The following is a 3,257-nucleotide window of genomic DNA, read 5'->3' on the forward strand; positions in this document are numbered from 1 at the left end:
CCATGATGGTGCGTGCTAAATGGTAAAAGGCGTCTACGTCGGCAAATATAACGCCTTTTTTTAAGGCGTTTATTAAATCGAGTAACTCGCGCAGGCTTACAGGCAAGCGGTATTCACGTAATTTGAAGAAAAACGCAATCAACATCTTAGCGACGACTCATAAACGCGAGCTTTTCGATTAGGCTTATGTCTTGCTCATTTTTAAGTAATGCGCCAAACATTGGCATTAAACCGCCTTTTTTAGCTTTGTCGTGGAGTGTTTTTGCGTCTATATCTTCTGCCATAAGGAGCTTAAGCCAGTCGAGTAATTCGCTGGTAGATGGCTTCTTTTTAAGACCGTTTGCTTCGCGTAGGTTAAAAAACACTTCGAGTGCTTGGCGTACTAAATCTTGCTTAACGTTAGGGTAGTGCACGTCAATAATTTGCTGCATTTCATCGGCAGATGGAAAATCAATGTAATGAAAAAAGCAGCGGCGTAAAAATGCGTCGGGCAGCTCTTTTTCGTTATTAGAGGTGATGATCACAATAGGGCGCTCTTTTGCTACTACTCGCTCGCTGGTTTCGTAAACATGAAATTCCATTTTATCGAGCTCTAACAGTAGATCGTTTGGAAACTCAATATCGGCTTTGTCTATTTCATCTATTAATAATACAGGGCGTTTACCGTGTTGGTCGGCGTAAGTAAATGCTTGCCACAGTTTGCCTTTAACTATGTAGTTACTAATATTGTGTACGCGCTCGTCGCCCAGCTGGCTGTCGCGCAGGCGCGAAACCGCATCGTATTCATACAAACCTTGCTGCGCTTTGGTGGTCGATTTAATGTGCCACTGAATAAGTTCGGTATCTAAACTTTTTGCCAGCTCTTCAGCTAGCATGGTTTTACCTGTACCCGGCTCACCTTTAATTAAAAGTGGCTTTTCGAGCATAATAGCCGCGTTTACAGCTTGCTTAAGCGCAGAGCTGGCGATGTAATTGTCGGTTGAATTAAATTGCACTTTATTACCTTCTTTTCGTCACAGGTCAGATGAGTTTTTATAATCCTATCATGCCATAGTTAACCGGCTTCACCAAGGTAGCTAAACCGAGGAATAGTTTTGCCATCTTTTTCAACTGTTTCGCTAAACATTTCTAAAGGGCGTGCCCATATACCAAACTCACCGTATAGCGCTTGGTAAATTACCAGTTGCTCACTGGTTTCGCTGTGAGTGGCTACATAAAGCACTTTGTACTGTGCCCCTTTGTAGTGTTGGTATATGCCTGATTTGAGGGAAATTGGTTTTATTGCTGTAGTCATGTTTTGATCTCTTGTATAATTTGTTTCTGCACTTTTAATGCTAACTAATTTGCCAATACTATGAACTATATTACGCTAGATGATTACAAAAAAGCATGGGTTTTTCGCCATAAAGACATGCCTGTTTCAGCCGACGATGCTGCAAACATTAAACCTATGAGCCTTGAGCGCGCAGCTGTACTGTGGACAACTATGGTGAGCCGTGAGTTTGATCACCCAGATTTTTTTGATAAAACAGATTGGTGTGGTCAAGATGAAAGTTATAGCCAAGAAGTAAACTGGGAAAGCGCATGGGAAAACGGCGATGAACAACTTCCCGAAGCTATTTTAGCGCACTTAGATTGGCAAGCTAATACCACAGTTTATTTTTGCATGGCACGCGACAATATTATTGAAACCACCTTTGATGTGTTTAAACGCAACTGGCAAAACTTTATGTTTTTAGCCGACGGCAGTTTACTCATAGGTAAAAAACGCAATACTGTAGTGCAGTTTTTAGAGTCGGGCATAGCTAAATTAGGTGAAAAGCCAAGCGCTTAATTTAGCACTCGGCGCTTAAAAATTATGCAGTACTGTGTTATAAAACATTTACCTAAGTGTTTTTGAGTACGGCAATTGGCAGCAAAAAATGAGCCTGTTGGCGCGCCACAACAAGTTGAAATGTGGCAAGCCGATGCAAAAAAAGTGTTATATGCACAATTGTGTAATGCATTTTATCAACGTGAGGTTCAGCGTTTAGTCGCTGAGCCTAATAGCGATAGGCTGCGTCGCCAATTAAAAAGTCTACCTTATTACATTGAACGTGCTGCCACATTAGTTGCTAATACAAGCTCGCCTTTTAAACTAGATTCGCAAAATGGCTCTTGGCTTGCAAAGCAAAAACCGACCCCACCAGAGATTAACATTCAAGCAAATGAACTTTTTTATCAACATAATGCCAAAGTCGGGTTAATAATTCCTATTTTAGTGCGTAGTGATGAGCAAATTCGCGTTAGAATAGACAGCCTAGACCAAGTAAGCGACAATAAAGTGCATTGTAATGAGCTAGGTTGGTTTGCGTTTTCGGGGCAGGGACTTGAGCTGCCAAACGCGCAATTATTAACGCCGAGTAAAGTGTCATTAACCGCGGCGTGTTGCGGGCACCAATGGCAGTTTTCAAAGCGTTGTTTGCCACGGGTTTTATCGCTGCGCGAAATGCTACTGGCAGGAAGTATAAATTGGCGCAATGTAAAACGATTACAAACGTAACTTGGTTAATTAAATAAGTTTATTTGAATTTAAAATAAGGAGTGTTAAATGCGGTTTTTTCAGGTTGGCTTGTTATGTTTAGCACTGTTTGTGCAGTATAGATTGTGGTTTGGCCATAATGGCGTACAAGACTACACACGTTTAAAAAGTGCGGTTGCATCTCATTTACAAACTAACGAAAAATTGATTAAACGCAATAAAGTATTAACCGCCGATATAGAAGATTTAAAGCTTGGCCATGAAGGCATAGAAGAGCGCGCACGTAACGAATTAGGAATGATTAAAGCGGGCGAAACATTTATACGTGTTTTACCAGCTCAACAATAATATGACAAATAAACCAACTATAGCTGCCATTATACCTGCTGCCGGGGTTGGTAGCAGAATGCAGCATAATGCACCTAAACAGTATATTAAATTAGCAGGTAAAACTATTTTAGAGCATACGCTCACAAAATTATCTGCTTTAGCGCAGCTTAATACAATTGTTGTAGCCCTAAATGAAAACGATCCTTACTTTGAACAATTGCCAGTGATTGATGCGCGCATTGTGCGTACTTGTGGCGGTAAAGAGCGTGCAGATTCCGTTTTAAATAGTTTGCTTTTTTTAGCCGCCAACCCGCCTGACTGGGTACTTGTGCACGATGCTGCCCGCCCGCTAGTTACTATTGACGACATAAATACACTTATAAATGAGTGTATAAGCGCCGATGAA

General features: G+C 41.2%; 6 protein-coding genes. 4 read left to right on the plus strand and 2 right to left on the minus strand.

From position 1 onward, the window contains the following. Positions 1–146: 146 nt before the first annotated feature. Both ABYB02_RS15940 and ABYB02_RS15945 read right to left on the minus strand, forming a co-directional pair. Positions 147–995 carry a MoxR family ATPase gene (locus tag ABYB02_RS15940; protein WP_058372698.1) on the minus strand — a complete coding sequence of 283 codons (849 nt, stop codon included), beginning with the start codon at positions 993–995 and terminating at the stop codon, positions 147–149. Positions 996–1,054: 59 nt separating this feature from the next. Further along, complete coding sequence (locus tag ABYB02_RS15945) at positions 1,055–1,294, minus strand: DUF1653 domain-containing protein (RefSeq protein WP_011327377.1); 240 nt, start codon at positions 1,292–1,294, stop codon at positions 1,055–1,057. A 60-nt stretch (positions 1,295–1,354) separates the two neighbouring features. On the opposite strand from ABYB02_RS15945, the gene ABYB02_RS15950 reads away from it, so the two are divergent. The 4 genes from ABYB02_RS15950 to ABYB02_RS15965 form a co-directional block, all read left to right on the plus strand. Further along, positions 1,355–1,834, plus strand: coding sequence for a DUF2947 domain-containing protein (locus tag ABYB02_RS15950; RefSeq protein ID WP_058372700.1), 480 nt, complete (start codon positions 1,355–1,357; stop codon positions 1,832–1,834). Positions 1,835–1,909: 75 nt separating this feature from the next. Continuing rightward, positions 1,910–2,542, plus strand: coding sequence for a hypothetical protein (locus tag ABYB02_RS15955; RefSeq protein ID WP_041454349.1), 633 nt, complete (start codon positions 1,910–1,912; stop codon positions 2,540–2,542). Positions 2,543–2,590: 48 nt separating this feature from the next. Continuing rightward, entirely contained in the window at positions 2,591–2,869 is a 279-nt protein-coding gene (gene ftsB, locus ABYB02_RS15960; protein ID WP_011327380.1) for a cell division protein FtsB, read from the plus strand. A 1-nt stretch (position 2,870) separates the two neighbouring features. After that, the coding region (locus ABYB02_RS15965; protein ID WP_372763374.1) for a 2-C-methyl-D-erythritol 4-phosphate cytidylyltransferase at positions 2,871–3,257 on the plus strand (387 nt) is incomplete at its 3' end.

The sequence above is a fragment of the Pseudoalteromonas sp. genome, from assembly GCF_041613455.1.
GTDB lineage: Bacteria > Pseudomonadota > Gammaproteobacteria > Enterobacterales > Alteromonadaceae > Pseudoalteromonas.

What these genes read in the sequence shown, in the direction of transcription:
- ABYB02_RS15945 (WP_011327377.1), bottom strand. Translation starts at nt 1,294, where the DNA reads ATGACTACAGCAATAAAACCAATTTCCCTCAAATCAGGCATATACCAA.
- ABYB02_RS15950 (WP_058372700.1), top strand. Translation starts at nt 1,355, where the DNA reads ATGAACTATATTACGCTAGATGATTACAAAAAAGCATGGGTTTTTCGC.
- ftsB (WP_011327380.1), top strand. Translation starts at nt 2,591, where the DNA reads ATGCGGTTTTTTCAGGTTGGCTTGTTATGTTTAGCACTGTTTGTGCAG.